Below are 25807 nucleotides of genomic sequence, written 5' to 3'. Positions count from 1 at the left end.
GTCTACTCCTTCGCCTGGTGGACGGCGTTCTCCCAGCCGCCGTCGGTGACCGACGGCGTGCCGGACCCCCACGTGACGGTCGCGCCGGAGGAGTCGGCGCCGAGGTCGATCGAGCCAGCGGTGTCGACGTGGACCCGGGCGGAGAAGGCGTCGACGACGAGCGTGCCGACATCGCCGGCGACCACGACGGCGCTCGAGCCCGTGACGACCAGCGTCCCGCACCCGTCGACGACGCGGACGGCCGCCGCGAAGGCGTCGACCTCCAGCTCGCCGCCCCCGCAGGTGACCTCGTTGAGGGCGAGGTCGACGAGGTCCGCGGGGAGAGCGCCAGGGGCGAGGCCCGCCGAGGTGTCCGGCGACGCACCGCCGGTCGTGACGTCCACGCCGTCGCCGTCGACCGACACGTCCGTGTCGCCGCTGGTGACCGACACGCCGTCCTGCGTCACCGAGGCGCTCGTGCCGTCGCCGTCATCGACGGTGACGCCGTTCTCGTCGACGGTAATGCCGGGGCGGCCGCCGGCGTCGCCGGACGGGTCGTCGTCCACCGTCACGCTGCACGCGGTGGTCGCGAGAGCGAGCGCGGCGAGCAGCGTGAGGCCGGCGAGCCGGCGGGAGCCGGTCGGGTGGATCGAGGACGGGAGGGTCGAGGAGGACATGGGTCTGCCTTTCGTCGGGCGGCGGGGGCCGGCGCCGGCTAGAACGCGGGGATGATGATCTCGACGCGGCGGTTGGCCTGGCGACCGGCCGGGCTGTCGACGCCGTCGACCACCTCGGGCGCCACGGGCCGCGACTCCCCGTAGCCGTGCGTCTCGATGGCCGAGGTGACGCCGCGCTGGCGCAGGGCGTCCGCGACCGACGCGGCCCGGTTCTCCGAGAGCACCTGGTTGTGCTCGTCCGTGTCGACCGAGTCGGTGTGACCCTCGACCACGAGGTTCGGCGCGCCCAGGTCGACGAGCGCGGTCGCGAGCGCGTCGAGCGCCGCGGCGGCGTCGGGCCGGATGTTCCACTGGTCGATGTCGAACAGGACGCCGCTGTCCAGCGAGATGCGCGTCCCGCACGTCGTCTGCGGCGCGAGCGCGTCCAGCGGGGGGAAGGAGCCGATCGGCTGGACCCCCGGCACCGGGTCGACGGTGATCCGCGTCCCGTTGACCGCGCCGGTGCCGTCGCCGTAGTTCCAGATGCTCAGGCCGGGCGCCTCGTAGCTCGCCGACCCGTCGCCGTAGTTCCAGATCGTGACGCCGTCCTTCGTGAACGAGCCCGAGCCGTCGCCGTAGTTGTCGAGGTCGCCGGCCGGCGTGTAGGAGTGGCCGGAGCCGTCGCCGTAGACCCAGATGTCGTTGCGGTCGTCGAGGTAGTAGCCGGCGCCGTCGCCGAAGTTCCAGATCGTGATGCCGTTGCCCTCGTAGGACGCGGTGCCGTCGCCGTAGTTCGTCACCGTGACGCCGCCGGCGGTGAAGGTGCCCGAGCCGTCGCCGTAGTTGACGACCTCGCCGTCGGGGCCGGTGTAGTGCGTCGCCCCGTCGCCGTAGGCGACGAGCGAGCCGGTGCCGGCGGTGTACTCGCCGTACTCGTCGCACGTCGCGGCGGTGACGGTCACGCCCGGCACGTCCACGAGCTCGGTCCGCAGCTCGACGGCGAAGGAGCCCATCGAGTCGCCCAGCAGGCTCATGTCGGGCAGGGTCATGAGCGGGATGGGCGGCACCTCGCCCACCGCGTAGCCGGGGACGGTCGGCAGGCCCGACGTGTCGGCGCTCGGCGACGCGGACGGCGACGGGCTCGGCGTGGGGGTCGGCGTCGGCGAGGGCGCCGGGGTCGACGTCTCGGTCGCCGACGGCGTCGGGTCGACGGGCGCGGCCTGCGTCGTGAGGCTGCACGCCGCGAGCGGCGCCACGAGCGCGAGCGCGGCGACGGAGACGAGCGGTGCGGTCAGGCGGTGCTGTGTCATGGGACCAGGCTAGGGAAGCCGAGGGCGCCGCCGGCCCCCGCGCCGTCGCAGTCTTGTCGCAGCCCTGCGACAGCGCCTACCGTCCGACGGATGACCCCTCCCCCCGCCGAGCATCGACGCTGGGCCGCGCTCGTCCGCGGCGTCGGCGGTCCGACGGCGATGCGGATGCCCGACCTTCGCGCGGCCCTCGAGAGGGCCGGCCTCTCCGGCGTGACGACGCTGCAGGTCGCGGGCAACGTCGTCGTCGATCCCGACGGCCGGCGGCCCGAGGAGATCGCCGCCCTCGTCAACGCCACCGTCCGGGACGCCTTCGGGCACGACCTCCCGGTGCTCGTCCGCACGCACGAGCAGCTCCTCGACCTCGCGGCGCGCAACCCCTACGCCGGGTCGCACCAGGGCCGCTGGGTGCTGACCATGGCGCTCGACCGCGCGATCGACGACGTCACCGCGGCCGCCGTCGCGGAGGCGGCCGCCCGGCGCTCGCCCGCGGACGCGCTGACGGTCGACGGGCGCGAGGTGTTCGTGCGCTACGAGGGCGGGGTGGCGACGTCCCGGCTCCAGGGCACCTGGATCGAGCGGCAGCTGGGCGCCGTCGGGACGGCGCGCAACCACAACACGATCGAGAGGCTCATCGCCCTCACGGCGTGAGCGTCAGGCGAGGTCCGCGACCCCGCCCCGGACGAGCGCGAGCTGGACGAGCGCCTCGTCCAGCTCGAACCGCACGGGCGTCTGGCGCAGCCGGGCCGAGAGCCCGACGATCGGGGTGAGCGCGAGGAACCGGTCCCGCGTCGCGGCGAGCACCGCGTCCCGCAGGGCCACGACGTCACCGCGCCGGTTGCCCAGCTCGCCGCTCGACACGGCGGCCGTCACCCGCGCGGCCCAGCCGTCGAGACGCAGCGTCACGCGGTCGGTACCGCGCACCCCCGCCTCGACCAGCTCGGGGATCTGCCGGAGCAGGTGCGTGACGATCGCGGTCTCCTCCTCCACCTGCGCGAGCCCGTGCTCCAGCGCCCCGGCCAGCAGCCGCAGCTGCGTGCCGCGCGCCTCGCCCGAGGAGATCACCTCGGCCGTGAACCGGCTCACCATCGTGTCCATGAGGACGAGCATCGAGATCCGCAGCGCCAGGTCGCGCAGGTGCCGCTGGAGCTCGGTCAGCCGCACCGGGACGGTCTCGAGCCGGTCGACGGCCTCGCCGGCGAAGCCCGCGAGCCGGTCGGTCAGCTCGGCGAGCTCCCCGGCCGCGTCCGTTGCGGGCCGGTCGGCGGCGGCCGGCTGGTCGGCGGCGGCGGGCTGGGCGGCGTCGCGGAGCAGCCCCGCGAGCGCGTGCAGGTCGCGTCGGACCCCGGCGACCTGCGCGATGGCCGGCGTGACCGCGGCCCGCTCGGCCGAGATCTGCTCGGCGAGCTGCTCGAAGTCCCGCAGGCGTCCGGCGAACGGCTCGACGATCCGGCCGATCTCCTCGGCCGCCTGGAGCACGACGCCGAGGGCGCCGCGTCGCGTCGTGTCCGGGTCGATCGGCGGGAGGTCGCGCAGGAGCGCCTCGATCTCCCGGGGCAGGACGGCCCGGGTGAAGTCGGCGACGGTGGCGTACCCGTGCTCGGCCAGCGCGGCCGCGAGCCGGTCGGCGCCCCGCTCGGCGACCGCCGACCGCGTGCCGCCCATGGACCGGTGCCGGTCCTCGGCCGCCGCGACCTCGTCGTACGCCTCCAGCACCCAGCCCTGCAGCTCCTCGACGCCCGGCCGCAGCCGGATCGACAGGTACCCGTCCGCGATCGGCGCGATGGTCGCGAGGACGTCGTAGCGCGCACCGTCGCGCGCCCGGTTCGCGATGTAGGCGCAGACCGGGCGGCCGGCCTCGAGCTCGTCCCAGACCAGGTGGAAGGCCGCCCCGGGCATCTCCGGGTGGCGGATGACGTTGTGCGGCCGGCCGATCGCGTCGCCCTCGGTCATCGCGGCGAGGCGGAGGAACGTGTCGTTCGCGTGCGTGATGACGCCCTTCGCGTCCGTCGTGGAGAAGAAGACGTCCTCGGGCAGGACGGGGCGGCTCGCGGCGCGGTCCTCGGCTGACTGCAGTGGCATGTCGCGAGGCTAGTGGCGGCCCGGGGCGCCGACCTGGGAGTTCGGTCCCGGGTCGAGCGGCGACGGTCCGGTCAGGCGCAGGCGGTGACGAGCCCGTCGAGCGCGCTGCTGACGGCCTGCGCGGCACCGGTGCGATCGGCGTCGTCGACGGCCGTGCCCGCCTCGGCCTTCTCGGCCAGGGCGATCAGCTCGTCGATGGCCGACTCGATCGGCGCCACGAGCCCGCCGACGCCCTCACCACCGGTCGCCGCGGCCCCGACGACGGCCGCCCGCGCATCCTCCAGCGCGGCCCTGGCGGCCGCCGGGTCGGCCTCGATCTCCTTGACCGCCGCGTCGACCTGGTTCGCGATGCCGTCCACGAGGGGCGTGACGACGGCGCAGGTCGCGGCCGTCACCGCCTTGTCCGCCTCGGAGCTGACCTTCTCCCCCACGGCGTCGCCGATCGCGCAGCCGCCGAGCGTCAGGGCGACGGCCGTCCCGGCGAGCACCGCACCGAGGCGCGCCGACACGCGGTTCGCGGGGGCGGCCGACCGCGTGGCCGGGGGTCGAGCGAGGAAGCTGGGCATGCCGTGGTCAACGCAGCCGAGGACCGGGAGGTTCCCGCCGTCGCCGGCCGGCGGTCCGGCCCAGCGGCCGGCACCTGCTCCCGGCACGGAACCCGCTCGGGTCAGTGGTCGGCCAGCACGCCGTCGGCGAACAGCTCGTCGGCGCGCATCCCGCGCGGCCGCGCCGGGGCGGGACGCGCCGCGACGTGGCCGTGGCCGGCGACGTCCGTCGCCAGCTCCAGCACCTCGCGCAGACCCTCGGGGCCGACGACGAGCCGCGTCACCGACGCGTTCGGCAGCGCGACGAGGCCCTCGCCCGCGCCGAGCACGGCGAGGTAGGCGCCGAGCGTCAGGCCGTGTCCAACGACGAGGACCCGCTCGCCGGCGTGCGTCGCGACGATCTCGGCGAAGGTCTCGCGGACGCGCGCCATGAAGGCGCTGCCGCTCTCGCCGCCGGGGACGCCCGGGTGGCGGCCCGCCAGCATCGCGGGCACGAACTCGCGCCACGGGTGGGTCAGCTCCATCTCGCTCTCGGCGAGCCGCTCGTAGCTGCCGAAGTCGAGCTCGCGCAGGCCGGCGTGCAGCCGCGGGCGCAGGCCGGTGTGGTGGCCGCAGATGGCGGTCGCCGTCGTGAGCGCGCGCGGCTGGGGGGAGCTGTAGGCGACGTCGAACGCGTGGGTCGACAGGTGCTGGGCCGTCACGCGCACGCCGACCTCGCCGGTCGGGGTGAGCGGGGAGTCGGAGGCGCCCTGGAGGTGGCGCAGCACGTTGAGCACGGTCTGGCCGTGCCGGACGAGGGTGAGGGTCACGGGGGCCGTCGTCGGTGCGGCCGTGTCATTCATCTGGTTCACGACGACGACGCTGCCGCCCCTCGGCGACGGCGAGCCCCCGGTCCGGTGAGCGGGCGGTGAGCACTCGATGAACTCCCGCCCCGTGAGCGCTCGCGCGGGGTCGACGGCCCGTCCGCCCGCCGCGGATCGCGCCGCCGTCCTCCCGCCAGCCGCTGGTCACGACGCACGCCGACCTGCGGCGCTGCCCGGGAGGGCGCGGTGGCCCGTCGCTCGATCCGCGGGGAGCGGACGCCCGCCGCCGCGGCTCAGTCCGGGCGGACCGTCCGCGCGACCGTGAACCGGCCGTCGTCGGAGACCACCTCGGTCGGGCCGACCGCCCACCGCAGCTCGCGCGCCCGCGACAGCCGCGAGTTGTAGACGGTCCACAGCTCCCCGCCCGGGCGCAGGACGTGCCGGACCCCGCGCAGGAGCCGGACGCCGGCATCGGGCACGACGGCCGCTCCCGCGTGGAACGGCGGGTTGCACACGACGAGGTCGGCGCTCGCCGGAGGCAGCCCCGCCAGCCCGTCGGCCCGCCGCACGTCGACGCGGTCCGCGACGCCGGAGCCCCGCGCGGTCGCCCGCGCCGAGGCGACCGCGGCGGCCGACGCATCCGTCGCGAGCACGCGCAGGTCCGGCCGGGTGAGCGCCAGCGACACCGCGAGCACGCCCGTGCCGCACCCCAGGTCGATCGCCTCGCGCGCCTCGGGCGCCATCCGCGGCAGGTGCGCGAGCAGGGCGCGGGTCCCGCCGTCGAGGGCGGCCCCCGCGAACGCGGCCCCGCGGGCGACGACGGCGACGTCGTGCCCGGCCGCCCCCGCGACGGCGACGCCGGCGAGCGTGGCGGCGACGGGGTGGGTGAGGGGGCCGGGGCGCGCGTCACGGGCGTGCAGGACGCGGGACTTCTGCCGTCCGCGCGAGGCCCGCACGTCGGCGAAGGAGCGCGCGAGGATCGTGTTCATCGCCGGCGTCATGTGCTTGTCCCGGCCCGCGGCGAGGAGGTGGACGCCGGGGTCGGCGTGGGTCGCGACGAGCTGGGCCATCTCCTCCAGCGCCGCGAGCGAGCGCGGCAGGCGGAGCAGGACGACGCGGGCGCCGCCGAGCAGACCGGCCGGGTCGTCGTAGAGGTCGGGCGCGGTGACCCCGTCGAGGTCGATGCCGAGGGTGGCGGCGTTGGCGGCCAGGGCGAGCTCGCCGACGACCGAGTCCGTGTGCGTCCGCAGGCGAGCGGGACGCCCGCCCGCGTCGTCGAGCGCCGCCACGAGCGAGAGCGTGAGCGCGCCGTGGGTGTCGCCGATCACGACGACGTCCGCCAGGTCCGGCGCGGCGGCACGCAGCACGGGCGCCGCCTCGTCGAGCAGGAGCGCGTCGGCGGCGTCGTACGCCCGGAGCGAGGGGTGCTCGACGTCGGGGTGACGCCGCAGGCGCGTGAGGTCGACGGACACGCCCCTAGTCTGCCGAACCGCGGCGAGCCGAGCGGTGGGGTTCGGCATCGCGGTCGCTCACGACCAGCCCCTACCCCGCCCCCGCCAGGCGCGGGTCGACCGCGGCGTCGGACACCGAGTCGAGGATCCGCCCGGTCGACGGCGCGTAGCTGACCAGCCACTCGCGCGAGGCGCCGTCGCCCGCCATGACGTTGAGGTAGTACATGTCGAAGCCGGGCGGCGCGATCGCGGGACCGTGCCAGCCGTGGGGCACGAGGACGACGTCGCCCGTGCGGACCTCGGCCAGCACGTCGATCGGGCGCTCGTCGGACGCGGTGACCTGGCAGTACCCCCAGCCGTCGACGTCGTCGCCACCGGCGATCTCGAAGTAGTAGATCTCCTCGAGCTGGGTCTCGGTCTCGGTGTCGACGTCGTGCTTGTGCGGCGGGTAGGAGGACCAGTTCCCGCCCGGCGTGATGACCTCGACGCCGAGGAGCCGGTCCGCCCGCAGCCCCGCACCGCCCGTGTAGGTCCGCGCGAGCCGCGTGACGGCGCCCCGGCCGCGGACCTCGATCGCCACGTCGCCGGGCGCGACCACCTGGACCTCGCCGATCGCGTCCGAGCGGCAGGTGAGGACGGCAACCCGACCGGTCCCGGTCAGCACCGGGGCGTGACCGGGCGGGACGTAGAGCGCGTCGCTCGGGCCGTCGAACACCGACGCGCGGCCGGCGAGCGGGTGCTCCACGCCGGCCACCCCGACCGTCACCGACCCGGCGAGCGGCAGGACGACGGCCTCCGTCCCCGGCAGGTCGAGGGTCACGGGGACGTCGGGGCTCAGCTCCAGCACGCGCAGGCCGGTCCGGCTCCAGCCGGCGGCCCCGGGGTCGAGCCACACGGCGGCGCCCGGGACGTCGGGCCGCGCCATCGATCCGGCCGGGTGGTGGTACGTGGTCATGGGGACTCCTTCGTCGGGTCGCGCCTTCGCGTCACGTCCGCACGATCCTTGCAGGTCTTTGTCCTAACATGAAACCCCCCGGAACCGCCCCCGCGACATCGACGTCGGCCCTACGATCGATGCGGACCCGCCCACCCCTGGAGAGGCTGCCATGTCCCACCACCTCGACGTCTGGCCCGTCAAGCACAGCGAGCTGCTGCGGGTGCCGGAGCGGCTCGTCCCGCTCGCGGAGCTCGACGCGACCGTGCTGCGCGTCGTGGACAACCTCGTCGGCATCACCGACGAGACGGGCGAGTTCCTGCTCCGCCTCGACGACGGCCGGACCATCGACACCAAGGGCTGGGCCGGCTGGGAGTGGACGCACGGCGTCGGCCTGTACGGCATGTGGCAGTACTACGACCAGACGGACCACGCCGGCGTCCGCGACCTCATCGACGACTGGTTCACCGCACGCCTGGCCGAGGGCACGACGAAGAACGTCAACACGATGGCGCCGATGCTCACGCTCGCGCTGCGCTACGAGGAGACCGGCGACAAGCGCCTCCTGCCCTGGCTCGACGCCTGGGCCGAGTGGGCGATGCGGACGATGCCGCGCACGCCGCACGGCGGGATGCAGCACGTGACCCTGGCGGAGGAGAACCACCACCAGCTCTGGGACGACACGCTCATGATGACGGTGCTGCCGCTGGCGAAGATCGGCCTGCTGCTGGACCGCCCGGAGTACGTGGACGAGGCGACCTTCCAGTTCCTCACGCACGTCGCGTACCTCATGGACCGCGAGACCGGCCTGTGGTTCCACGGCTGGACGTTCGACGACGGCGGCCACAACTTCGCCCGCGCGCGCTGGGCGCGCGGCAACTCGTGGCTCACGATCGTCATCCCCGACTTCATCGAGCTGCTCGACCTGCCCGAGCGTCACCCGGTGCGCCGGTTCCTCGTCGAGGTGCTCGACGCCCAGGTCGCCGCGCTCGCCCGCCTGCAGGACACCTCCGGGCTGTGGCACACCCTGCTGGACGACCCCTCGTCCTACCTCGAGGCCTCGGCCACCGCCGGGTTCGCGTACGGGATCCTCAAGGCCGTCCGCAAGGGCTACCTGCCGACCACCTACCGCGAGACGGCGGTGAGCGCCGTCCGGGCGATCCTCGCCAACATCGACGACGCCGGCGAGCTCCAGCAGGTCTCCTTCGGCACGGGCATGGGGTCGGACCTGGAGTTCTACCACCGCGTCCCCCTGACCTCGATGCCGTACGGCCAGGCCATGGCGATCCTCGCCCTTGGCGAGTACCGCCGCACGTACTACTAGGCCGAACACCTGCCGGGCCGGCCGCCCACGGGCCGCCCCGGGCGGCCGCTCGGTCGCGCCGTCTGCCGCGCGGGGGTCGGCGGCGGCTCTGCCGGCGGCACGGTCGGCCCCCGCCGCCCCCGCCGCCCTCGCCGACGACCCGGCCGGGTCGCGGGTGCATCCGACCCACGTCATGCATATGTCCGTTTGTGTTGACAAATGCCGTGCCCCCTCGGCACACTGGCGCGACGACCACGTACCCGTGCGTGGTGAACGTGAACAAGTGAACGTGAACAGTTCGCTCAGCGAAGAGCGACGGTGGAGGAGACACGATGGTGCGTTTCAGGTCCTCGACGCGGCGAGGGATCGGGGCAGTCGCCCTCGGTCTCGCGCTCGCGCTTGCTGCGGGATGCAGCGGCTCGGGCGATCCCGGCACTGGCGGGACGGACGGCACGACCGACTCGGCGCCGGCCGCCGGGACGAAGATCCAGTTCTTCCTCTCGGGTGACGCCAACCAGGGCGGCGGCTTCGCGCACATGGCGGCCAAGTACAAGGAGGAGACCGGCGTCGAGGTCGAGATCGTCGACATCGCCAACTCCGACCTGCCGACCAAGCTGAAGAACGCCGCCCAGGCCAACGACCTGCCGGCGATGGCCCGCGTCGGCGGCATCGACCCGGTGTGGCGCAGCGCCCTCGTCGACCTCACCCCGGTGACCGACGCGAGCGACATCAAGATGGAGCTCGCGGCCGTCGACGAGGCGGCCGGCGAGGTGCTCTCGGTGCCGACCGACGTCACGGCGGTCGGCATGTTCATCAACAAGTCGCTCTTCGACGAGGCGGGCGTCGCCTACCCGCAGACCGAGGACGAGATCTGGACGTGGGACGAGTTCGTCGCCGCGGTCAACGAGGTCAAGGAGAAGACGGACACCACCTACGGCATGGTGATGGACCGCTCCAGCCACCGCCTCAAGGCCCTGTTCTACGAGTTCGGCTCCGAGTGGTTCCAGCCGGACGCCGACGGCCAGTGGCAGACCAACGACGGCACGGCCAAGGCGCTGGAGTTCTTCAAGGGCCTCAACGACGACTCGTTCATGCCGCGCTCCGTGTGGCTGGCCGACGGCGACGGCAACGCGCTGTTCAAGTCCGGCGACATCGTCGCCTACATGTCGGGCTCGTGGCAGATCGCCGACTTCGCCCAGAACATCACGGACTTCGAGTGGGCGTCGGTCTACCTGCCCAAGGACGTCCAGCGCTCGACCAACTACGGCAACGCCGCCAACATCGTCGTCTTCGACGGCACCGGCGAGGAGCAGGTCGCGCTCGACTTCGTGACCTGGCTCTACCAGCCCGAGAACTACAAGGAGCTGGCGGAGACCTCCGGCTTCCTGCCCGCGGTCAACGGCATCGAGGTCGAGTACGCCTCGCACAAGGAGGCCTTCGACCTCTACAACCAGGAGATCGAGGCGTCGCCGGCCATCGTCGGTCAGATCAAGCAGAACGACTTCGCGTACGAGATCGCCGGCCTCGGCACGGAGGGTGACCCCGTCCGCGACGAGACCGTCAAGTACCTCAACGACGAGCAGGACCTGCAGACGACGATCGACACGATCAACCGCCTTCTCACGGAGCAGCTCGGTCCGCTCCCGTGACGGCCGGGTGGCCCGTCCCCCTCGGGGGGCGGGCCACGCCCGCGTCCGCCTGACCCGCGCCCGGCGGACCCGCCGGGTCGCCCGGCCCCACCGGTCGCCCGGCACCACCGGGTCGACGCTGGCATCGTCGCCCGCGCCCGACCCACCCCCTCCCTGGCCCGACCCCCGGCACGTCCCGGGCGCCGCACCCCGGTCCCGCGCCCGGCCACCCCAGGAGAACCCCATGACCGCACCGACAGCCTCGCCCCCGGGCTCCCCGGCGACACCCGTCCCCGGCGACCCGCGCGCTTCCGCCCCGCGACGACGCCACACCACCCGCCGCGTCCAGGCGATCGCCCCCATCGCCTTCGTCGGCGTGACGGTCGTGCTGTTCCTCCTGTTCTTCGTCTGGCCGGGCGCGCTCGCCGTCATGTACTCGTTCACGAACTACCGCGGCGTCGGCGAGCCCGACTTCATCGGCCTGGCGAACTACCAGAAGCTGCTGGCCGACTCCACGTTCTACGGCGCGCTGACGCGCACGTTCCTCTACACCGTGCTCAACGTGCCGGCGCACTACGTCGTGAGCCTGGCCGTCGCCGTCCTGCTCGCCTCCAGCCTCGCCAAGGGCAAGGCGTCGGCCCGCGTCGTCTTCTTCCTCCCGTGGCTCATCTCGCCCATCGTCGCCGGTGTCATCTGGCGCTGGCTGTTCGGGGAGAACTTCGGTCTCGTCAACGAGATCATCAAGTGGTTCAACGGGACGCCGGTGCACTGGGAGACCGACGCCACCGCCGCGCTCATCCTCATCATCATCGTGAGCACGTGGGGATCGACGGCCTTCAACATGCTGCTGTTCGTCGCGGCGATCCGGAACATCCCGCGCTCCTACCTCGAGGCCGCCGAGCTCGACGGGGCCAGCGCCTGGCAGCGGTTCCGCTCGATCACGCTCCCGCTGCTCGCCCCCACGTCGTTCATGGTCATCCTGCTGACGACGATCGGGTCGATGAAGGAGTTCGCGATGATCCAGTCCCTCAACGGCGGGGGACCCGGGACGCAGAACATGTTCATCGTCCAGTACATCTATCGCACGGGCTTCGAGCGGGCGGACATCGGGTACGCGAGCGCCGCCTCCATGGTGCTCATGGTCATCCTCATCGTCGTCGCCCTCGTCCAGATGCGCCTCGACCGGAAGAGGGACCTGTCATGACCCGGCTCCGCGCCCTGCCCAGCACGCTGGTCCTGTGGGTCGTGTCGACGCTCTACGCCATCCCGATCCTGTGGTTCGTGCTGTCGTCGTTCAAGCCCGGGTCGGAGCTGTTCAGCCTCCCGCTGTCGCTGTTCCCGAAGACGTGGACGCTGTCCGGCTACGAGACGGCCTGGAACCGGTTCGACTTCCAGCAGTACTTCATCAACACGGCGACCGTCGCGATCATCACGACGATCCTCACCGTCGTGGTCAGCGCGATGACGGGCTACGCCTTCGCCAAGTACAAGGCGGTCTGGCTCAAGGTCTTCTTCGTCTGCATCCTCGCCACGACGATGCTCCCGACCGAGGTCATCATGCCCTCGTCGTTCATCGTGGTCCGCGACCTCGGTCTCTACGACACCCTCGCCGGCATCATCGTCCCGTCGATCATCACCGCGACCGGCATCTTCATGTTCCGGCAGTACTTCACGACGGTGCCGGACGAGCTGATGGAGGCCGCCCGGATCGACGGCGTCGGCGAGTTCCGGCTGTTCTGGCGGATCATGCTCCCGCTCGCCCGCCCGATCATGATCGTGCTCGCCATCTTCTCCTTCCAGTGGCGGTGGAACGACTACATCTGGCCGCTCCTCATCCTCCGCGACCCGAAGAACTACACGCTCCAGGTGGCGCTGCGCTCGATCGTCGGCGCGGACAACATCGACTGGTCGGTGCTGCTGGCGGCGTCGATCATCTCGCTCATCCCGATGGTGCTGCTGTTCATCGTGTTCCAGCGCTACATCGTGAGCGCGGACATCAACTCCGGCCTCAAGGACTGATCGACCGATGCTCTCCGGCCTGACCGACCTCGCGGCGGCCCGTCTCGACCAGCTCCTCGCCGACGACGCGGTGCCCGGCCGCTCGGGGGAGGGAGGCGGCGCTCACACCGGCCACCGCGGCCTCGCTGCGGCGGTGCGCGCGGCCGTCGTCGTCCCGCTCGCGCGCGGCGAGCGTCCGTCGCCGGAGGTCGCGGCGGCGGCCGGGCGCTGGCTCGGCCGCCTCGAGGACCTCCAGACCCCGACGGGACTGTTCGGCTCGGGCGACAACCTGCAGTCCCCGCCCGACTCCTCGTTCACGGTCAACGACGTCGCGACGATCGTCGCCCTCCTGCGTGGCCCAGCGCGCGAGGCGTGGGACCCGCGGCTGCGCGAGCGCCTCGAGACCGTGCTGCGGCGGGTGCTGCCCGCCCTCGTCGCAGGCGGCGTCCACACCCCGAACCACCGGTGGGAGCTCGCGAGCGCACTCGCGGCGACCGGCCGGCTGCTGGCCGACGACGCGGCGATCGACCGCGCCCGCGACTGGCTGGGCGAGGGGATCGACGTGGACGCCGACGGGCTGTACTCCGAGCGCAGTCCCAACTACGCCTCCGCGGTGACCGGGCCCTCGCTCCTCACGCTCGCCCGCGAGCTGCCCGACGAGAGCCTGGCCGGGATCGTGCACCGCAACCTCCACGCGACGCTCGACCTGACGAACCCGGACGGCCGCACCGAGAGCCACTACTCCCGGCGCCAGGACCAGCGCGCGCTCACCTTCCCGCTCGGCCCGTTCCTCGCACCGCTCGCGCGGTTCGCCGGGACGTGCGAGCGATGCGCCCGCGGTGCCCGCCTCGCGCTGCTGACCCCGCACGTCGACGCGGTCGGCGTGCTGGCCCTCGCGGCTCTCGACGACGACGTCCGTTCCGGTCTCGACCGCGCGGCCGGCGTGCCGCCGCGACTCGTCCCGGACCACGGTGAGCGGCTGTTCGCGGACGCGCGGCTGTGGCGCCGGTGGCGGGGGGAGGAGTGGACCGTCGTCGACGGCGGCTCCGACGTGCCGGCCACGGGGCAGATCGCCTCCGGCCTCGCGGCCAACCCCACGTTCGCGCGCCTGCGCCGCGCGGGGGTGGAGATCGCGTCGCTGCGGCTGTCCCGCACGTTCTTCGGGCTCGGCCCGTTCCGCGCCGAGACGCTCACGATCGAGGACGCCGAGAACGCGCGCGTCGGGGACGTCGCGGGCGCCGGGGACGTCGGGGGTCTCGGGGACGGCACGGTGGACGGCGCCCGCGTGCTGCGACTCGACGAGACCGTCCGGGCCGGCTACTACCAGCCGCTGGCGGAGCGCGAGCGCCGCGCGGACGCCGTGTACGCGCTGGAGCACGAGGGGCGGTTCGCGGCCGCGATGAGCTTCGCCAGTCGCGAGGTCGACGAGCTGGAGCTGCGCACGACCATCCGGATCGCTGACGCGCCCGACGCGGTGGTGCTCGACATCGAGACCGAGGGGACGGGCGCCTGGCACGCGCTGGAGATCGCGCTGGCCTCCCCCGTCGTGGTCTCGGGGGCGGTCGCGCTGGACGGGCACCGCCTCCGGCTCGTCGATCGGGCCTGGCTGCGCGCCCCCGGTTCCGCCGACGGGCTCGAGGTCGTCGCCGAGCCGGCGGCCTCGACCTCGCTGCCCGCCGAGTACGACCCGGGCGAGCGCTACACCCACCTCGGCGGGACCGATGCGCTCGGCGGGCTCCGGCTCTACGCCGCGTGGAGCTCCCCCGGCCGCCAGCGCCTCACGTTCCGCGTCGCCGCCCCGACCCGCGACGGCTGACCCGCGGCGCGCCCGTCGCGCCTCCCGCCGACGGTCGTTCGGCCGGGGAACGACGGTCCAGCCGGCGATGTGACGGTTTCTCCTCTGGAACGCATCGTGTGCGATGCGTTCCAGCGACGTTCAGCCCGACATCGTGCCTGGTCAGCGGGTTCGTCACCGACGGTGGATGCGACGTACACGAATCCGCGTCGGGACCACGGTCGATCGGGCCGGCGCCGACCCCGGCGTCAGGACCGAGCCGAACCCAGTCCGACCCGCCACCGCGGACATCCCGGTGCCGTGGCCGTGCTCGGCACGGTGCCGTGGCCGTGACCGTGACCGGCACGGTGACCGTGGCTGGCACGGTGGCCATGTTCGTGGCCAGCACGGTGGCCATGTTCGTGGCCAGCACGAGGCCGTGACCGACACGATGTCATGGCCGGCACGATGCCGTGACCGAGGACCCAGCCTGCCGATCCAGCCGCGAGTTCGGACACGATGCATCCCACCCGCGCAGGGCAGCGCGTCGTGCCTGGTCAGCGGCGGATCTCGCATGCGTCCGATCCGACGCACACGACGCGTCTCAGCCGACACACGCCTGCGATCTCCGGCCCCCTCACCCAGGCATCGACACATGCGGCAGCCCCGCACCGCACCGGGGCCATACCGAGCAGGCAGGCGCCCCACCCCAGGACGCGTCTCAGCCGACACACGCCTGCGATCTCCGGCCCCCTCACCCAGGCATCGACACATGCGGCAGCCCCGCACCGCACCGGGGCCACGCCGAGCAGGCAGGCGCCCCCACCCCAGCGCGTACCCGCCGGCGCACCGACGACGAGCGACCCGGAGCGAGGACCCGGGACCGGCTCACGAGGCGAGCGACTCCAGGTACTCCTTCGACCGGCGCACGTCCGCGATCGGGCCCTCGCCCTCGGGCTCGCCCACCAGGATCGTGTCCTGCTCGAGCACCCACCAGCCGTCGAAGCCCACCGCGGCCAGCGCGGCGACGATCGCGGGCAGGTCCACGTTCCCCCGGCCGAGCGGCACGTAGATCCCCTCGCGCACGGCGTCCGTGTAGCTGAGCTCCCCGGAGCGCACCCGCGCGGCCAGGTCGGCGCGGACGTCCTTGGCGTGGACGTGGTTGATCCGCTCCGCCCACGTCACGGCGAGCGCGGCCGGGTCGGTCCCGCCGATGAGCAGGTGACCGGTGTCGAGCGTGAGCGGGACGGCCGAGCCACGCAGGACGCGCTCGACGTCGTCGCGCGTCTCCACCATCGTGCCGACGTGCGGGTGCAGGCTGGCGCGGATCCCGCGCGCCGCGGCTACGGCGACGAGCCGGTCGAGGTTCGCGCACAGGCGGTCCCACTGCTCGGGCGTCAGCTCGGGCCGCGCGTCGTACCCGTCGAGCCCCGATGCCGCGGCGAGCACGAGGACGTCGCCGCCGGCCGCCTCGAACGAGTCCAGCTCGCGCTCGACCTCCGGCACCGGGTCGTGGTCGGCGTCGTGCAGCACGACGGGGACGAACGCGCCGACGGCGGCCAGGCCGAACGGCGCGATCGCCGCCGCCCGCGCGGCCGGCTCGACCGGGAGCCAGCCCTGCGGACCGAACTCGGTGGCGGTGAGGCCGAGCCGGGTCATCTCGGTGAGCACGCGCTCCGGGTCGAGCTGGTGTCCCCAGCCGGGGACCTCGCACACGCCCCAGCTGATGGGGGCTCCTGCGATCTTCATGACGATGCCTCTCGGGTGGACGCGTGGGTGGTCACGTGGGTGGTCGGGGTGAGCCGGACCCGCTCGCCGGTCCGGGCGGACACGGTGGCGGCCTCGGCGAGCGCGAGCGCCTCGCGACCGTCGACGAGCGTCGGCGACGGCGCCGCCCCGCTGCCGATGGCCGCGAGGAAGTGGTCCAGCTCGGCCCGGTAGGCGACCGCGTAGCGCTCAAGGAAGAAGTCGAGGTACGGACCGGCGGCCGCCGACACGCCGGGACCGTTGAACCGGACGGTCGTGGCCGTGTGGTTGCCGGCCTCGAGCGAGCCGAGCGGGCCGAACGCTTCGAGCCGCTGGTCGTAGCCCGTCGCGCAGTGACGCGAGTTGATGATCGTCGCGACGGCGCCGCTGGCCCCCGTCAGCGTGACGACGGCCGCGTCGAAGTCCCCGATCGCGGCGATCTCCGGGTCGAGGTTCTGCCCGACGGCACTCACCTCGACGACGTCGCCGAGCAGGAACCGCGCCATGTCGAAGTCGTGGATCGTCATGTCCCGGAAGATCCCACCCGACCCGACGAGGTAGCCGGCGGGCGCCGCCTGCGGATCGCGGCTGATGATCGTGAGCTGCTCGAGCGAGCCGATCTCGCCGGTGTCCACGCGGCGCTTGACCTCGGCGAAGCCCGGGTCGAACCGGCGGTTGAAGCCGACCATGACCCGGTGGGCATCCGCTCCGACGGTCGCGAGGCACTCGTCGACGCGGGCGAGGTCGAGGTCGACGGGCTTCTCGACGAGCACGGCCTTGCCGGCGCGCACGGCCGCCACGATCTGTTCCACGTGGAACCTCGTCGGCGACCCGACGATGACGGCGGCGATCGTCGGGTCGGCGAAGACCTCCTCGACCGAGCCCGTCCACCGCGCCCCGTGGGGTTCGGCGATCCGGGCGGCCGCGGCGACGTCGGGGTCGGCGACGAGCACGAGCTGGGCCGCGGGGTGCGCGGCGACCGCGGCGGCGTGCACGGCGCCGATCCGGCCGGCGCCGATGACGGCGAGACGCATCATGGTGGGTCCTTGGGATGACGAGGTCTGGATGGGGTGGTGGGGGGAGCCGGGCGGCCGGCCCGCGAGGACGAGGCCGGCTACGTCGTGGCGTCGCCGGTGAAGTGGAACTGCGGTCCGGTCGAGCGGGTGCGGGCGGGCCAGCGCTGCGTCACGACCTTGCCCCGGGTGTAGAACCGCACGCCCTCGGGGCCGTAGATGTGCGACTCGCCGAACAGCGAGTCCTTCCATCCGCCGAAGGAGTGCCAGGCCACGGGGACCGGGATCGGGACGTTGACGCCGACCATGCCGACCTTGACCCCGCGGCGGAAGGTCCGGGCGGCCTCGCCGGAGGAGGTAAAGATGGCCGTCCCGTTGCCGTAGGGGTTGGCATTGATGACGGCGATCGCCTCGGCGAGCCCGGAGACCCGCACGACGTCGAGCACCGGCCCGAAGACCTCCTCCCGGTACACGGTGTGCTCGGGCCGGACGCCGTCGATGAGCGTCGGTCCGACGAAGAAGCCGCCCTCGTGACCCTCGACGACGTGCCCGCGGCCGTCGACGACGATGCGCGCGCCCTCCTCCTCGGCCGAGGTGATGAGACCCTCGATCCGCTCCTTCGCGGCCGCCGTGATGACGGGACCGAGGTCCGCCTCGGGATCGGTGCCGACCGAGACGCGGGTCGCCCTGGCCTTGGCGCTGAGGATCTCGATGAGCTCGTCGGCCACCGACTCCTCGACGACGGCGACGGACAGCGCCATGCACCGCTCGCCCGCCGCGCCGTACGCCGCGGCGACGAGGTGGTTGGCGGCGTCCTCGAGGTCGGCGTCCGCCAGGACGACGCCGTGGTTCTTCGCCCCGCCGAGCGCCTGGACGCGCTTGCCGGCCGCCGTCGCCGTCGCGTGCACGTGCCGCGCGATCGGCGTCGACCCGACGAACGACACCGCGGCGACGTCCGGGTGGACGAGCAGCGCGTCCACGACGATCCGGTCGCCCTGGAGGACCGTGAAGACGCCGTCGGGCAGCCCCGCCTCCCGCCACAGGCGGGCGAGCACGAGCGACGCGGAGGGGTCGCGCTCCGACGGCTTGAGGATGAACGCGTTGCCGCACGCGATCGCGACCGGGGCCATCCACAGCGGGACCATGACGGGAAAGTTGAACGGCGTGATGCCGGCGACGACGCCGAGCGGCTCGCGCCAGGAGAAGACGTCGATCCCGGTGGCCGCCTGCTCCGAGAAGTCGCCCTTGAGCAGCTCGGGGACGCCGCACGCGAACTCGACCACCTCGAGGCCGCGGGCGATCTCGCCGCGGGCATCGGCCAGCGTCTTGCCGTGCTCCCGGCTGACGACCTCCGCGAGCTCGTCCGTCGCGGCGACGAGGAGCTCGCGGAACCGGAACAGGGTCGCGGCGCGGCGGGCGATCGAGAGGTCACCCCAGGTGGCCGCGGCGGCGGCAGCCGAGGCGACGGCGCGCTCGACGTCCGCCTCGTCGCCGATCGTCAGCGACGCGATGACCTCGCCGGTCGCGGGGTTGTGGACGGGCTGGGCGTGGCCGCCGCCGGGGCTGGCGGCGCCGTCGATCCAGTGCGAGATGACGGACATGACTCTCCTTCGATGCGAGCTGGCCGCGCTAGGGGCGCGTCACAGGTACGGGCGTTGGGCGGCGCGCGCGGCGTCGTACTCGGCACGCGCGCGCTGGGAGCTGGCGAGGGTCGAGACCTCGGCGACGGCGACGTCCCACCACGCCGACCCGGGCGGGTTCGGCCCGTAGAGGTCGGTGCGCAGGTGCAGCACGGTGGTCTCGGGGTGCCGGGCGGCGTCGGCGTACGCGGCCGGCAGCTCCGCCAGCGAGCCGACCGACACGACCCGTGCGCCCATCGACGCGGCGTTGGCCGCGATGTCGAACGGGACGGCTGGCCCGTCGAGCGCGCGGGTGGCGGCACGGCGCATGCGGTAGCGCGTGCCGAACCGCTGCGACCCCCGCGACTGCGACAGCGCGCCGATCGAGGCGTACCCGCCGTTGTCGAGCAGGACGATGATGACCTTGATCCCCTCGGCCACGATCGTGGCGAGCTCCTGCGGGGCCATCTGGTACGTGCCGTCGCCGACGATGGCGACGACCTCGCTCTCGGGGCGAGCGAGCTTGACCCCGAGGGCCGCCGGGATCTCGTACCCCATGCAGGAGAACCCGTACTCGAGGTGGTACTGGCCGGGGCCCGTGGCGCGCCACAGGCACTGCAGGTCGCCCGGCATCGAGCCGGCCGCGTTGACCAGCACGTCGTCGGGGCCTATGAGGTCGTTGAGGATGCCGAAGACGGCGGTCTGCGGCGGCAGCTCGTACACGTGGGAGTCGCCCGGCTCGCGGTAGGTGCCGGCGCGCAGCTCGTCGGCCACCGCGTGCCAGTCCGCGACGCGGCCCGCCACCTCCGCCCGGTACTCAAGGTCCGTCGCCCAGCCGGCCAGCTCCCGCGTCAGCGCCTCGATGCCCTCGCGCGCGTCGGCCACGACCATCTCGCCGGACAGCTTCGCGGCGTCGAACGAGGCGACGTTGACGTTGACGAACCGGACGTCCGGGTCGGCGAAGACGGTGTGGCTCGCCGTCGTGAAGTCGGTGTAGCGGGTGCCGATGCCGACGACGACGTCCGCGCGCGCGGCGAGCGCGTTGGCCGCGGCCGTCCCGGTCGCGCCGAGGCCCCCGACCGCGCTCGGGTGGTCCCACGCGATCGCTCCCTTGCCGGCCTGCGTGTCCGCGACGGGGACGCCCGTGGCGTCGGCGAGCGTGCGCAGCGCCTCCGACGCCCCGGAGTAGACGACCCCGCCGCCGGCGACGACGAGCGGACGGCGCGCGCCCCGGATCAGCTCCGCCGCCCGAGCGATCGCCGCGGGCTCGGCGGGTGGACGGCGCACGTGCCACGTGCGGTCGCGGAAGAACTCGACGGGCCAGTCGAACGCCTCGGCCTGGACGTCCTGCGGCAGCGAGAGCACCACGGCGCCCGTCTCGGCCGGGTCCGTGAGCACGCGCATCGCCTGCACCGCCGAGACGAGCAGCATCTCGGGCCGCCAGACGCGGTCGAAGTAGCGCGCGACGGGCCGGAAGGCGTCGTTGACCGTGACGTCGGGGCCGAGCGGGTGCTCGAGCTGCTGGAGCACGGGGTCGGGGGCGCGGGTGGCGTAGACGTCGGACGGGAGCAGGAGCACGGGGATCCGGTCGACCGTCGCGAGCGCGGCGCCCGTCACCATGTTGGTCGAGCCGGGACCGATCGACGCGGTGCAGGCCATGACGGAGAGCCGGTCCGTCGCCCGGGCGTACGCCACGGCCGTGTGGACCATGTTCTGCTCGTTGCGCGCCATGAGGTAGGGCAGCTCCTCCGGCCCGGGCTCGGCGCCGTCGTACCCGGCCTCGACCGCCTCGACGTGCGCCTGGAGCAGCGCCTGGCCGAGGCCAGCGACGTTGCCGTGGCCGAGGATGCCGAGCATGCCGCCGACGAGCCGGCGTCGCTCGCCGTCCCGCTCGGTCCACTGGTGGGCGAGGAACCGCACGAGGGCCTGCCCGACGGTGAGTCGGATGGTCGAGGTCATCGCGTCTCCTTCGGCTGTCGCGAGGGTCGGGTCGCCGGGTCCGCGGCGGCGGTCGCGTGGGTCACCCGGGTCGCGGCGGTCACGACGTCGTCCCGGGTCCGACCAGCAGGGACCGGGCGGCGTCGACGGCGCCCGCGACGTCGTCGCCCGGTGGGTACAGGAGCGCGCGGCCGACGACGAGGCCCTGGACGCCCGGGACGCGCAGCGCCCGACCCCACACCGCGAGCGCGCCGTCCAGGTCGGCGCCGATCTCGCCGCCGAGGAGCAGGGCGGGCAGCGTCGTGGCGGCCATGACCGGCTCCATGTCCGGGAGCGCCGGCAGCTTGAGCCAGGTGTGCGCCGACGTCGAGCCGAGGCCGGAGGCGATCGTGACGGACCGGACGACGCTCGCGACGTCGAGCGCGGTGCGCAGCCGGCCCGTGTCGTCGCGAGCGACGATGAAGGGCTCGACGAGCGCGGTCCGACCGGCGCGCGCGAGCTGCTCGACGGCGCCGGCGCAGGCCTCGACGGTCCGCGCGGTCGCGGGGTCGGCGAGGTCCATCCGCAGGAGCATCTTGCCGCCGTCCAGGCCGGCCTCGACGACCCCGGCCGGGCTGTACGCCGTGAACCGGTCGTCGACCTCGAAGGTCGAGCCGTGCAGGCCGCCGCGGTTCATCGACCCGATGACGAGCCGGCCGTCCAGGAGCCCGCGCAGGGCCAGCTCCTCCAGGGTGTCGGCCGTTCCGACGACGCCGTGGACGCCGGGCCGGCTCAGCGCCTCGGCGGCGCGGTCGAGCAGGTCGGCCCGGTCGGCCATGGCCATCGGCCGCCCGCCGGCGTCGAGGCTGCCGCGCGCCGGGTGGTCGAGGGCGACGAGCAGGAGCTGCTCCTCACCGCGCAGCCCGACGAACGGGTCGCGCTGCTGGAGCCGGCGGCGCAGCGCCGACGGGTCGGTCAGCCGGAGCCGGGCCGAGGTCGAGGGGGTCACGGGGTCCTCACAGCCCGGCCGGGACGCGCCCGGCCTCCACGACGAGGTCCACCTCGGCCGGCGTCGGCATGGCCGGGGCGCAGGCGAGGCGGGAGGCGACGATCGAGCCGGCCGCTCCGGCGTGACGCAGGGTGCGCTCCAGCGGCCAGTCGTCCAGCAGGCCACGGCACAGCGCACCGCCGAACGCGTCGCCGGCCCCGAGGCCGTTGACGACGTCGCACGGGTAGGCGGGCAGCTCGATCCGCTCCCGCGCCGTGCGCGCCAGGAGGCCGCGCGGGCCGCGCTTGACGATCGCGAGCGAGACCCCGAGGTCGAGCAGGGCCAGCGCAGCGGCGTCCGGGTCGTCCTCGCCGGTGGCCACGGCGCACTCGTCCTCGTTGCCGACGGCGACGTCGACCCGCGGCAGGACGCGGCGGAACTGGTCGGTCGCCGACGCGCGGTCCGGCCAGAAGCTCGGCCGGTGGTCGAGGTCGAGCACGGTGAGCCCGCCGGCCCTGGCGTCGAGGCAGGCGAGATGGGCGCCGCGGCTCGGCTCGACGGACAGCCCCGTCCCGGTGATCCACAGCAGCCGCGCCGTCCGCACGGCGTCGAGGTCGATGTCCTCCGGGCGCAGGCGCAGCTCCGGCGACGGCTCGGCGCGGACGAAGTGGAGCGGGAAGTCGTCGGGCGGGAAGACGGCGCAGAAGGTCAGCGTCGTCTGGATGCCGGGAAGGACGACGACGCCCGAGTCGTCGACCCCGTACCCGCGCAGGGCGTCGACGACGAACTCGCCGAACGGGTCGTCGCCGACGGCGGTGACGACGAGGGAGGAGAGGCCGAGGCGGGCGGCGGCCACGGCGACGTTGGTCGGGCTGCCGCCGAGGGACCGGCTGAACGTCTCGACCTCGCGCAGCTCTACGCGGTGCTGGAGCGGGTAGAGGTCGACCCCGGAGCGACCGATGGTCAGGACGTCGACTGGGTGGCGCATCAGTGCTCCTTCGTCGCGCGGACCCGACCGGGATGTGACGTGCCTCTCACGTCGACCTCAGTCAAGCATATGTCATGACATGCGTTCAACCTGTGCAACCAGACATCCTGGGGATATCCTCCTCCCAGACGACGACCCGGAGGGGGACACGTGACGGAGCCGCTTCGCATCGACCTGGACCGGTCGAGCCCGGTACCGCTGTACCACCAGGTGGCGATGCAGATCGAGGCCCACATCCAGTCCGGCCTGCTGCAGCCCGGCGCCTTCCTCGAGAACGAGATCGCGCTCGCCGCACGGCTCGGCATCTCCCGGCCGACCGCGCGCCAGGCCCTGCAGGAGCTGGTCGACCGCGGGCGGCTGGTGCGGCGACGCGGGGTGGGGACGCAGGTGGCGCCCGAGCGGATCCGGCGCTCCGTCGAGCTGACGTCGCTCCAGTCGGACCTGGAGCAGGCCGGGCGCCGACCGAGCACGGAGCTGCTCGGGTACGACGTGCTGCCGGCGGACACCGAGACCGCCGAGCTGCTCGAGGTCGAGCCGGGCTCGCCGGTCGTCCGCGTCCGTCGGCTCCGGCTGGCCGACGGGGAGCCGCTCGCGCTCATGACGAACGTGATGCCCGAGTCGATCGCGCCGAGCGCCGAGGCGCTGCGCGACGGCGGCCTCTACGAGGCGCTGCGCGCCCGCGGCATCGTGCCGAAGGTGGCGCGCCAGCGGATCGGCGCGCGGACCGCCCACGCGGCCGAGGCCAGGGCGCTGGGCGAGCCCGCGCGCGCGGCGCTGCTCACGATGGCCCGGACGGCGTACGACGACGCGGGGAACGTCATCGAGCACGGCGACCACCTCTACCGCGCCTCGCGCTACCTGTTCGACACGACGCTGTTCGCGTCCTGAGAGGCGGGGCCGGCGCGCTCCGCGAGGGGCGGGCCGACCCACGAGCGGGGCGGGGCGACCCGGTGTCGGATCCGACTTGCTAGTATGTCCGGACAACAGGTTGACGTGAGTCTCCGTGCAGCGCGTCCCGACGACGTGGCGCCCGACCAAGGAGGACCGAGATGTCCGACACCCTCATCCAGTCCGCGGCGCCCGAGGCGGCGGCCTCGCCGACGACGGCGGGCCGGGAGGCGCCGTGCGCGCTCCTGCGGATGACGCGGCGCTTTCCCCGGACGGCGCTGTGGAACGACTCGGCCGACCCGGTCCAGCTCGCCGCGTCGATCGGCTTCGGCGCGGTCGGCGCAACCTGCAACCCGGTCATCGCGCTCGCGGCCGTCCGCGCGGACCGCGAGCGCTGGGAGGCGCGCATCGCGCAGATCCACCGCGAGCACCCGACGGCGACCGAGGGGGAGATCGGCTGGCAGGTCGTCGAGGAGCTCTCGACCGGGGCGGCGGCCCAGCTCCTGCCGGCGTTCGAGGCGACGGGCGGACGCAACGGCCGGCTCTCGATCCAGACGAACCCGCAGCTCGCCTTCCACACCGACGCGCTCGTGGCCCAGGCGGAGCGCTTCGCCGGGCTCGCGCCGAACGTCATCGTCAAGATCCCCGCGACGGCGGAGGGGATCGCCGCGATCGAGGAGGCGACGTACCGCGGCATCGCGACGAACGCGACCGTCTCCTTCACCGTCCCGCAGGCCGTCGCCGTCGCCGAGGCGGTCGAGCGGGGGCTGGAGCGCCGAGCCGCCGACGGGCTGCCGGACGTCGAGCTCGGATCGGTCGCGACGATCATGGGCGGCCGGCTCGACGACTGGCTCAAGGTGCAGGCCGAGCGCCGCGGCCTGCTCCTGACGCCCGGCGCGCTCGACTGGGCCGGCGTCGCCGCGCTCAAGAACGCGTACCGGATCTTCACCGAGCGGGGCTACCGCACGCGCGTGCTGTCCGCGGCGTTCCGCAACCGGCTCCAGCTGACCGAGCTCGTCGGCGGCGACCTCGTGCTCTCCCCGCCGTTCGAGTGGCAGGCGCGGATCAACGCGGCCGACCTCGAGCTGGACGAGCGGATCGACGTGCCGGTCGCACCGGAGATCCTGGCGGAGCTGAGCCGTCACCTGCCCGACTTCGTGCGCGCGTACGAGCCCGACGGGATGGCGCCGGAGGAGTTCGCGTCGTTCGGCGCGACGCGGCAGACGCTGCGGCAGTTCCTCGCGGCGAACGCGGAGCTGGAGCAGCTCGTGCGCGACGTCGTCGTCCCCGCGCCGTAGCCCGGGGTCGGGCGGCCTGCCCGGCGCGCGTGGGACCCGGGCGCGGCGGGACCCGGGCGCCGCTGGACGCCGCTGGACGCCGCTGGACGCCGGGCCGGGGCGGGCGCCGTGTCCACGACCGGGCCGCATCCGCCCGGACAGCCGGGCCGACGGTGGACACCGCACCGTCGACGTCCACCGGCCGACCGGATGCGGGCCGACGATCCGGACGGGTCGGGCGCCCCCGCCGACCGTTGTCCCGCGACCGGCCGGATGAGAGGATCCCTCGATGGAGAAGCACCACGGGCGCGAGCACGCGCGCCAGGAGCGCCACGAGCAGGCCGAGCGCAGCGGCGAGCACGAGGGCCGGGACCGCGCGGACGAGGAGAACGTCCGCGCGCGGGTCGAGGAGCTCGAGGCGACGCTGACCGCCCAGCGCGACGCCGGCGACCGCGAGGGCGCCGAGCGGACCCTGGGCGAGATCACGCACCTGCGCGAGCGGCTGCGCCGCGACCGCAACGAGCTGACCGACGAGGCCTGAGCCCGTCCTGCACCGCTCGACCGCCACGGGTCGGCGGCGTCCGACCGTCATGTCCGGCGACGTCCGACCGCGATGTCCGGCAGCGGCCGGCGGTGACGTCGAGCGCGCCGACGGCGATGTCCGGCGGCGGCACCCCGCGTGATACGCTTCTTCGCGCTGTGCCGCTCATGCGCTTCTCGTGATCGTCACGGCACTCGCGCAAGTGGCGGAATAGGCAGACGCGCACGGTTCAGGTCCGTGTGCCCGAAAGGGCGTGGGGGTTCAACTCCCCCCTTGCGCACAGCGAGCAGAGGCGGGGCCCGGGAGACCGGACCCCGCCTCTGTCGTTCCCCCGGGATGCGGGGCGTGATCACGCCGAGCACGCCGTGAC

At 74.0% G+C, this 25807-nt stretch carries 22 protein-coding genes and 1 tRNA gene; 10 read left to right on the top strand and 13 right to left on the bottom strand.

Annotation, left to right across the window (positions count from 1 at the left end; translation table 11 throughout):
• Nucleotides 1–2: 2 nt before the first annotated feature.
• Nucleotides 3–656: a hypothetical protein gene (locus EDD28_RS06530; RefSeq protein ID WP_123738866.1), complete on the bottom strand. Its 654-nt coding sequence runs from the start codon at nt 654–656 to the stop codon at nt 3–5.
• Between the two features lie 38 nt (nt 657–694).
• Nucleotides 695–1945 (bottom strand): OmpA family protein, encoded by a 1251-nt coding sequence (locus EDD28_RS17890; protein WP_123738865.1) that lies wholly within the window; start codon nt 1943–1945, stop codon nt 695–697.
• A 90-nt stretch (nt 1946–2035) separates the two neighbouring features.
• Between EDD28_RS17890 and EDD28_RS06520 the strand changes: the two genes are divergently transcribed.
• Nucleotides 2036–2593 carry a DUF1697 domain-containing protein gene (locus EDD28_RS06520; protein ID WP_123738864.1) on the top strand — a complete coding sequence of 186 codons (558 nt, stop codon included), beginning with the start codon at nt 2036–2038 and terminating at the stop codon, nt 2591–2593.
• Between the two features lie 3 nt (nt 2594–2596).
• Here EDD28_RS06520 and EDD28_RS06515 read toward each other — a convergent pair whose 3' ends face one another.
• From EDD28_RS06515 to iolB, 5 genes are all read right to left on the bottom strand, one after another.
• Nucleotides 2597–4024, bottom strand: a complete 1428-nt coding sequence (locus EDD28_RS06515) for a PAS domain-containing protein (RefSeq protein WP_123738863.1) — start codon at nt 4022–4024, stop codon at nt 2597–2599.
• Between the two features lie 71 nt (nt 4025–4095).
• Entirely contained in the window at nt 4096–4677 is a 582-nt protein-coding gene (locus EDD28_RS06510) for a hypothetical protein (protein WP_148059564.1), read from the bottom strand.
• Between the two features lie 14 nt (nt 4678–4691).
• Nucleotides 4692–5411, bottom strand: a complete 720-nt coding sequence (locus EDD28_RS06505; protein ID WP_123738861.1) for a histidine phosphatase family protein — start codon at nt 5409–5411, stop codon at nt 4692–4694.
• A 254-nt stretch (nt 5412–5665) separates the two neighbouring features.
• Nucleotides 5666–6844, bottom strand: coding sequence for a class I SAM-dependent methyltransferase (locus EDD28_RS06500; protein WP_245967945.1), 1179 nt, complete (start codon nt 6842–6844; stop codon nt 5666–5668).
• Nucleotides 6845–6914: 70 nt separating this feature from the next.
• Nucleotides 6915–7778 carry a 5-deoxy-glucuronate isomerase gene (iolB, locus tag EDD28_RS06495; RefSeq protein ID WP_123738859.1) on the bottom strand — a complete coding sequence of 288 codons (864 nt, stop codon included), beginning with the start codon at nt 7776–7778 and terminating at the stop codon, nt 6915–6917.
• A 151-nt stretch (nt 7779–7929) separates the two neighbouring features.
• Here iolB and bglB point away from each other — a divergent pair, with 151 nt between their 5' ends.
• The 5 genes from bglB to EDD28_RS06470 all read left to right on the top strand — a co-directional run bounded on the left by bglB (nt 7930) and on the right by EDD28_RS06470 (nt 14502).
• Nucleotides 7930–9081: a beta-galactosidase BglB gene (gene bglB, locus EDD28_RS06490; protein WP_123738858.1), complete on the top strand. Its 1152-nt coding sequence runs from the start codon at nt 7930–7932 to the stop codon at nt 9079–9081.
• 311 nt (nt 9082–9392) lie between these two features.
• The gene (locus tag EDD28_RS06485; RefSeq protein WP_123738857.1) at nt 9393–10709 is read left to right on the top strand and encodes an ABC transporter substrate-binding protein; all 1317 of its coding nucleotides are present in this window, start codon (nt 9393–9395) and stop codon (nt 10707–10709) included.
• 223 nt (nt 10710–10932) lie between these two features.
• Nucleotides 10933–11892 (top strand): carbohydrate ABC transporter permease, encoded by a 960-nt coding sequence (locus EDD28_RS06480; protein ID WP_123738856.1) that lies wholly within the window; start codon nt 10933–10935, stop codon nt 11890–11892.
• On the top strand, nt 11889–12707 hold the full coding sequence (locus EDD28_RS06475; RefSeq protein WP_123738855.1) for a carbohydrate ABC transporter permease: 819 nt from the start codon (nt 11889–11891) through the stop codon (nt 12705–12707). The genes EDD28_RS06480 and EDD28_RS06475 overlap by 4 nt, the downstream gene beginning before the upstream one ends.
• Before the next feature lie 7 nt (nt 12708–12714).
• A complete protein-coding gene (locus EDD28_RS06470; protein WP_123738854.1) occupies nt 12715–14502 on the top strand; it encodes a hypothetical protein in 1788 nt (595 codons plus the stop codon).
• A gap of 846 nt (nt 14503–15348) precedes the next feature.
• Here the strand turns inward: EDD28_RS06470 and EDD28_RS06460 are convergent.
• The 6 genes from EDD28_RS06460 to iolC all read right to left on the bottom strand — a co-directional run bounded on the left by EDD28_RS06460 (nt 15349) and on the right by iolC (nt 22731).
• Nucleotides 15349–16209, bottom strand: a complete 861-nt coding sequence (locus EDD28_RS06460; RefSeq protein WP_123738853.1) for a TIM barrel protein — start codon at nt 16207–16209, stop codon at nt 15349–15351.
• Entirely contained in the window at nt 16206–17243 is a 1038-nt protein-coding gene (iolG, locus tag EDD28_RS06455; RefSeq protein ID WP_123738852.1) for an inositol 2-dehydrogenase, read from the bottom strand. The genes EDD28_RS06460 and iolG overlap by 4 nt, the downstream gene beginning before the upstream one ends.
• Nucleotides 17244–17320: 77 nt before the next feature.
• Entirely contained in the window at nt 17321–18820 is a 1500-nt protein-coding gene (locus tag EDD28_RS06450; protein WP_123738851.1) for a CoA-acylating methylmalonate-semialdehyde dehydrogenase, read from the bottom strand.
• A 39-nt stretch (nt 18821–18859) separates the two neighbouring features.
• Nucleotides 18860–20797 carry a 3D-(3,5/4)-trihydroxycyclohexane-1,2-dione acylhydrolase (decyclizing) gene (gene iolD, locus EDD28_RS06445; RefSeq protein WP_123738850.1) on the bottom strand — a complete coding sequence of 646 codons (1938 nt, stop codon included), beginning with the start codon at nt 20795–20797 and terminating at the stop codon, nt 18860–18862.
• A 79-nt stretch (nt 20798–20876) separates the two neighbouring features.
• Nucleotides 20877–21764: a Cgl0159 family (beta/alpha)8-fold protein gene (locus EDD28_RS06440; RefSeq protein WP_123738849.1), complete on the bottom strand. Its 888-nt coding sequence runs from the start codon at nt 21762–21764 to the stop codon at nt 20877–20879.
• A 7-nt stretch (nt 21765–21771) separates the two neighbouring features.
• Nucleotides 21772–22731, bottom strand: a complete 960-nt coding sequence (gene iolC, locus EDD28_RS06435) for a 5-dehydro-2-deoxygluconokinase (RefSeq protein WP_123738848.1) — start codon at nt 22729–22731, stop codon at nt 21772–21774.
• A gap of 150 nt (nt 22732–22881) precedes the next feature.
• On the opposite strand from iolC, the gene EDD28_RS06430 reads away from it, so the two are divergent.
• From EDD28_RS06430 to EDD28_RS06415, 4 genes are all read left to right on the top strand, one after another.
• A complete protein-coding gene (locus EDD28_RS06430; protein WP_123738847.1) occupies nt 22882–23619 on the top strand; it encodes a GntR family transcriptional regulator in 738 nt (245 codons plus the stop codon).
• A gap of 161 nt (nt 23620–23780) precedes the next feature.
• Complete coding sequence (locus tag EDD28_RS06425) at nt 23781–24917, top strand: transaldolase family protein (protein ID WP_123738846.1); 1137 nt, start codon at nt 23781–23783, stop codon at nt 24915–24917.
• A gap of 268 nt (nt 24918–25185) precedes the next feature.
• Nucleotides 25186–25437: a hypothetical protein gene (locus EDD28_RS06420; RefSeq protein ID WP_123738845.1), complete on the top strand. Its 252-nt coding sequence runs from the start codon at nt 25186–25188 to the stop codon at nt 25435–25437.
• Between the two features lie 196 nt (nt 25438–25633).
• Nucleotides 25634–25717 (top strand) — tRNA-Leu (locus tag EDD28_RS06415).
• Nucleotides 25718–25807 lie beyond the last annotated feature (90 nt).

This window comes from Salana multivorans, from assembly GCF_003751805.1.
GTDB classification, from domain to species: domain Bacteria; phylum Actinomycetota; class Actinomycetes; order Actinomycetales; family Beutenbergiaceae; genus Salana; species Salana multivorans.
Note: the sequence above shows the minus strand (reverse complement) of the source record. Positions and strands in the feature narration are given on the sequence as shown.

What these genes read in the sequence shown, in the direction of transcription:
- EDD28_RS06480 (WP_123738856.1), top strand. Translation starts at nt 10,933, where the DNA reads ATGACCGCACCGACAGCCTCGCCCCCGGGCTCCCCGGCGACACCCGTC.
- iolG (WP_123738852.1), bottom strand. Translation starts at nt 17,243, where the DNA reads ATGATGCGTCTCGCCGTCATCGGCGCCGGCCGGATCGGCGCCGTGCAC.
- iolD (WP_123738850.1), bottom strand. Translation starts at nt 20,797, where the DNA reads ATGACCTCGACCATCCGACTCACCGTCGGGCAGGCCCTCGTGCGGTTC.
- iolB (WP_123738859.1), bottom strand. Translation starts at nt 7,778, where the DNA reads ATGACCACGTACCACCACCCGGCCGGATCGATGGCGCGGCCCGACGTC.
- EDD28_RS06505 (WP_123738861.1), bottom strand. Translation starts at nt 5,411, where the DNA reads ATGAATGACACGGCCGCACCGACGACGGCCCCCGTGACCCTCACCCTC.
- EDD28_RS06450 (WP_123738851.1), bottom strand. Translation starts at nt 18,820, where the DNA reads ATGTCCGTCATCTCGCACTGGATCGACGGCGCCGCCAGCCCCGGCGGC.
- EDD28_RS17890 (WP_123738865.1), bottom strand. Translation starts at nt 1,945, where the DNA reads ATGACACAGCACCGCCTGACCGCACCGCTCGTCTCCGTCGCCGCGCTC.
- EDD28_RS06485 (WP_123738857.1), top strand. Translation starts at nt 9,393, where the DNA reads ATGGTGCGTTTCAGGTCCTCGACGCGGCGAGGGATCGGGGCAGTCGCC.
- EDD28_RS06475 (WP_123738855.1), top strand. Translation starts at nt 11,889, where the DNA reads ATGACCCGGCTCCGCGCCCTGCCCAGCACGCTGGTCCTGTGGGTCGTG.
- EDD28_RS06470 (WP_123738854.1), top strand. Translation starts at nt 12,715, where the DNA reads ATGCTCTCCGGCCTGACCGACCTCGCGGCGGCCCGTCTCGACCAGCTC.
- iolC (WP_123738848.1), bottom strand. Translation starts at nt 22,731, where the DNA reads ATGCGCCACCCAGTCGACGTCCTGACCATCGGTCGCTCCGGGGTCGAC.
- EDD28_RS06515 (WP_123738863.1), bottom strand. Translation starts at nt 4,024, where the DNA reads ATGCCACTGCAGTCAGCCGAGGACCGCGCCGCGAGCCGCCCCGTCCTG.
- bglB (WP_123738858.1), top strand. Translation starts at nt 7,930, where the DNA reads ATGTCCCACCACCTCGACGTCTGGCCCGTCAAGCACAGCGAGCTGCTG.
- EDD28_RS06425 (WP_123738846.1), top strand. Translation starts at nt 23,781, where the DNA reads ATGTCCGACACCCTCATCCAGTCCGCGGCGCCCGAGGCGGCGGCCTCG.
- EDD28_RS06420 (WP_123738845.1), top strand. Translation starts at nt 25,186, where the DNA reads ATGGAGAAGCACCACGGGCGCGAGCACGCGCGCCAGGAGCGCCACGAG.
- EDD28_RS06520 (WP_123738864.1), top strand. Translation starts at nt 2,036, where the DNA reads ATGACCCCTCCCCCCGCCGAGCATCGACGCTGGGCCGCGCTCGTCCGC.
- EDD28_RS06530 (WP_123738866.1), bottom strand. Translation starts at nt 656, where the DNA reads ATGTCCTCCTCGACCCTCCCGTCCTCGATCCACCCGACCGGCTCCCGC.
- EDD28_RS06460 (WP_123738853.1), bottom strand. Translation starts at nt 16,209, where the DNA reads ATGAAGATCGCAGGAGCCCCCATCAGCTGGGGCGTGTGCGAGGTCCCC.